Below are 3,565 nucleotides of genomic sequence, written 5' to 3' on the forward strand. Positions count from 1 at the left end.
CCTGTGCGATCCTTCTCGCCCTGGCCTTGGCGACATTCTTTGTCGCTGAGAGGCGTCTGCGCAGATCACGGGATCAATGACCTCAGCTCCGGCGTCAGCAGTCTGATGTCCACGCCCCCCCCATGACCGCCGCGACAGGTCCGACCGCACATGGCCGGGAAGGCGTCATCCGGAGGCCCCAAGACCCGGGCCGCCGAGGGATCGTGGTGACGGTGATGTCTCCCATCCTTGCAGATGGACTGCGCCCCGTTCGGGGGGGCGTGGCCCGCCGGGCGCAGAACGCCGGTTTGGGCCGGTGGTTGAGGGGGAATGGGGTTCAGGGGTGCTCTGCGGTGCGTCGTCGGGAGGTCCAGACGCCGATGGTGAGGCTGAGCAGGGCGACCCCGGTGGCGATGTTGTTCATAAGAGCGAATGTCCCATCGAGAGGTCTGTTCGTCATGAGGTAGTAGGCGTGGACGCCGAAGTATCCAGACATCGACCCCATAAGGAGGGCGACCCAGAGATAGTTGTAACGGATCGCGAGCACCAGGAAGCAAAGGGCCATGAGCCCGTCAAAGGTGAGCAGGAGGTTCCCGATGTTCCGAAAGCCCCAGACGAAACTCGCGCCCGCTGTAGCCGCAGTGTTGATGGCGAAGATAATCGCCGCCACGCGCTCCGGAGTCCTGCCTCCGACCAGTGCTATGAGGGGAACCCCTATCAGCAAAGCAGACTGGATTGCTTCCAAAGCAGACATGAAAAGGGGCTCCTCTCATGCGAGAAGAGCCCCAAATCCGTTAACGCAAGATGATTGGGGTCAGGCGACGACGCGCTGCTCTTCAGGCGGAAGTCTCCACTCCGCAGAGCCCTTGGGGAGGAACCCACCCATCCGCGGGCGAATGCCCAGGCGCAGGGCGGCTTCCTCCAGGCCGGAGTGGACCTGTCCCATGGTGGTGCGGGCTGAGCTCAGGGCGGCGACGGCCTCCGTCAGCTTGACCTGGACATCGTCGGCAAAGGCCACCGGAGCCCCCAGGTCAGACCGCGCCTGCAGCAGGTCGGCGAGCAACTGGGTGGTCTCGATCAGGGCGGCGTCGATAGCCGCCTCGGTGGCGACGAGCTTTTCCTGAGTACGCTTGGCGATGAAAGCTTTGTCCATGAGAGTTCCCTCTGAGGCCCTATAGCCCGAAATCAAAAGTAAACAAAAGGTTAACAGTGGTCCTTGAGCTTCAGACTCTGTTAATCGTGGCAATTTGTCGCAAGTGTCGGAAACCAGCGCCTTTTCAACGGGGTTTCGCGCCGGTCCCGGCGGCTCCGGGGGCCGGTTCAGGGAAACGTTAGGATTTGTGCGGGCATCAGGGGGGGCGGACTGCATCGGAACCGTCATGAAACCGCCTGAATTCAGATTCCTGAGGCCAGCGACCACCAGCTTCCACGCCCGGATCATTGCCGCCGCCCTGGTGACGGCCCTGGGCGTCCTGCTGATCGCGGGCCTGGCCTTCATGGGTCAGCAGTGGGCCATGGTCCACGCCCAGAACCGCAATCTGCAGGCCACCCTCGGGGCCATGGCGGCCACCAACATTGCCGACGCCGTCCAGGCGGGCGACGACCAGGCGGTGAGCGCCTCCATCCGCGCCCTGGGGGTGTCGCCGATCCTCTTGTCCGCCGAGTATGTCGATACCGCCGGTCACCGGGTGGCCAGCTTCCACCGGCATGGCGACGAGGCCGCCGGCGCCATGTTGGTCCTGCGCACCCCGGTGGTCCGCCAGGGCCAGAAGTTCGGCGAGGTGGTGACCATGGGCCGTCGCGCCGGCCTGTCCGACGTCGCGCCCCAGCTCCTGGCCCTGGCCGGCGCCCTCCTGTTCGCCGGCATCGCCGCCGCCATGATCATGGCCCGGGTCCAGGCCGACCGGGTTGTCGCCCCGGTGCTCGAACTGTCCACCGCCATGAAGAGGGTCTCGGAGAGCGGCGGCTACGATCCTATCGTGCTGAAGACCCGCTTCGCCCTGTTCCGGGGCCTCGGCGCCGTCTTCAACCAGCTCCTGCACCAGCTGTCGATCCGCGAGGCCCAGCAGCAGGCCATGATGACCGAGCTGCAGGAAGCCCGGGACCGCGCCAACGACGCCAACCTGATGAAGTCGCAGTTCCTGGCCAATATGAGCCACGAAATCCGTACGCCTCTCAACGGCGTGCTGACCATGGCCGACGTCATGGCCATGGGGGATCTGCCGACCGAGCAGCGACGGCGCCTCGACATCATCCGCCAATCCGGCGCCCTGCTCCTGCACACCCTCAACGATGTTCTCGACCTCTCCAGGATCGAGGCCGGGCGCATGACCCTGACCGACGAGGTTTTCGACCTGGAGGCGGCCCTCAGCCCCGTTCGGGACCTTTTCGGCCCGTCGGCGATCGCCAAGGGCCTCGACTTCAAGATGCGGATCACAGCCGAAGCGGCCGGCGCCTGGCGGGGCGACCCCGGCCGGCTGCGCCAGATCCTCGGCAACCTGGTGTCCAACGCCGTGAAGTTCACCGACACCGGGACCATCCACGTCCTGATCGCCCAGATCGAGGACCAGCTGATCATGATCGTCCGGGACACCGGCGTCGGGATCCCGACGGAAAAGCACGCCCTTCTCTTCGAAAAGTTCGTTCAGGTCGACAACTCGGCGACCCGGCGTTTCGGCGGCTCGGGTCTGGGCCTCGCCATCTCGGCCGAGCTCGCGCGCATGATGGGCGGGCGGATCAGCTTCGACAGCGCCGAGGGCCTGGGCTCCACCTTCCGCTTCGCCGCGCCCATTCTCCGCGCCGACACCGCCGAGCATTCTGTCAGCGAAGACGACCTCTTCGCCGACGAGGACGCCTGTGCGCCCCTGCGTCTCCTGGCGGCCGAGGACAATCCCACCAACCAGAAGGTGCTGAGCACCATCATGGCGTCGGTGGGCTTGTCCCTGGAGGTTGTGGCCGACGGGGCCGCCGCAGTGGCCGCCTGGAAGACCGGTCGCTTCGACGTGATCCTGATGGATATCCACATGCCGGTGATGGACGGTGTCGAGGCGACCAGAGCCATCCGCGCCCTCGAAAGCCAACACGGCCTGCCCAGGACGCCGATCATCGCAGTGACCGCCGACGCCTTGACCCATCAGGTGTCCCAGCACCTGGCCGCCGGCATGGACGCCCACCTGGCCAAGCCGATCGAGATCAAGCGCCTGATCGAGACCATCGGCCAGGTCGCCTCCGCCCCGGACCTTGGGCGCCCGCAGATGGCCAGCAGGGCCTGACGCCCGCCCGCGACCCTTCGACCTCCCCAGGGGGCGGAGGGGGCGGCTGAGGCGCCGTCACCGCCCGCGCCGACCTCAGGTCCCGCTCGGCTTCCGATACAGGCCGGTCAGTCTGCGTCCGCGACCTGCAGCTCCGGCCAGCGCGCCAGAACCCCGGACACCTTGCGGCGGAAGCCCTCCGCCGGACGGTTCGGATTGGGACGCAGGCGCAGGCTGAACAGGTCCTCCAGGCCAAAGGGCGCCGAGAGGGTCAGGCGGTCGTCAGCCTCCAGACGCACGCCCACGGCGTTGGTCGTGCTGACGAACCGCTCCAG

At 66.6% G+C, this 3,565-nt stretch carries 4 protein-coding genes; 1 reads left to right on the forward strand and 3 read right to left on the reverse strand.

The genetic code is table 11. From position 1 onward, the window contains the following. Window positions 1-316 precede the first annotated feature (316 nt). The gene (locus tag IM632_RS13945; protein WP_296499081.1) at window positions 317-649 is read right to left on the reverse strand and encodes a hypothetical protein; all 333 of its coding nucleotides are present in this window, start codon (window positions 647-649) and stop codon (window positions 317-319) included. A gap of 144 nt (window positions 650-793) precedes the next feature. Then, window positions 794-1,132 (reverse strand): hypothetical protein, encoded by a 339-nt coding sequence (locus IM632_RS13950; protein ID WP_296499083.1) that lies wholly within the window; start codon window positions 1,130-1,132, stop codon window positions 794-796. 226 nt (window positions 1,133-1,358) lie between these two features. On the opposite strand from IM632_RS13950, the gene IM632_RS13955 reads away from it, so the two are divergent. Further along, window positions 1,359-3,251 carry an ATP-binding protein gene (locus tag IM632_RS13955; RefSeq protein WP_296518156.1) on the forward strand — a complete coding sequence of 631 codons (1,893 nt, stop codon included), beginning with the start codon at window positions 1,359-1,361 and terminating at the stop codon, window positions 3,249-3,251. A 107-nt stretch (window positions 3,252-3,358) separates the two neighbouring features. On the opposite strand, the gene IM632_RS13960 is transcribed toward IM632_RS13955, so the two are convergent. Further along, on the reverse strand, window positions 3,359-3,565 hold a 207-nt coding region (locus IM632_RS13960), incomplete at its 5' end, for a nucleotidyltransferase family protein (RefSeq protein ID WP_296552501.1).

This window comes from Phenylobacterium sp. (assembly GCF_020402505.1).
Taxonomy (GTDB): Bacteria; Pseudomonadota; Alphaproteobacteria; order Caulobacterales; family Caulobacteraceae; genus Phenylobacterium.